Source organism: Sphingobium sp. D43FB, from assembly GCF_002312805.1.
Lineage (GTDB): Bacteria > Pseudomonadota > Alphaproteobacteria > Sphingomonadales > Sphingomonadaceae > Sphingobium.
On record NZ_NMUA01000168.1, the window covers coordinates 1 to 657 of the forward strand.

General features: G+C 56.8%; 1 protein-coding gene. It reads left to right on the top strand.

Annotation, left to right across the window (positions count from 1 at the left end; translation table 11 throughout):
• The coding region (locus SxD43FB_RS23855; protein WP_141249652.1) for an MFS transporter at positions 1-657 on the top strand (657 nt) is incomplete at both ends.

Consider the following 657-nt stretch of genomic DNA (forward strand, 5'->3'; position numbering starts at 1 on the left):
GACTGAGAACCCTCCTCCTCATTTCCGTGACCGCCTTTACCGGGTTCTCCATCCTATGCGGCATCGCCACAGATCTTACGACTATGATCATCGGACGAACCGGGCAGGGCCTTATGGGAGGGCTGCTCATACCGACCGCCATGACGATTGTCGCAAAGCGACTCCCGCCACCCCAGCAGCCTATCGGGATGGCCCTTTTCGGAATGACCGTAATCTTGGGGCCCGTTCTTGGCCCCTTGCTCGGTGGCTGGCTGACGGAAAATTTGAGCTGGCACTATGCCTTCTTCGTCAATGTGCCGGTCTGCGGGATACTCCTCTTGCTCCTGTTGCTCGGACTGCCGCACGAACGTACGAATTGGGTCTATCTTCGCGAGGCCGACTGGTTGGGCATTATTGGCTTGATCCTTGGCCTTGGAGGACTGACGATCGTGCTCGAGGAGGGGCACCGTGAAGACTGGTTCGAATCGACGCTTATCATCCGGCTGACGTTTATAACCGTAGCAGGGTTTGTGATGTTGTGGATCGGACAAATCCGGGCAACAAAGCCCGTCCTTAAGTTGCGAATCGTCATGAGCAGACAGTTCGGCAGCGTCGTTATCATGGCGCTAGCGCTGGGCATGGTGATGTACGGATCGACCTTCGTCATCCCGCAGTTCC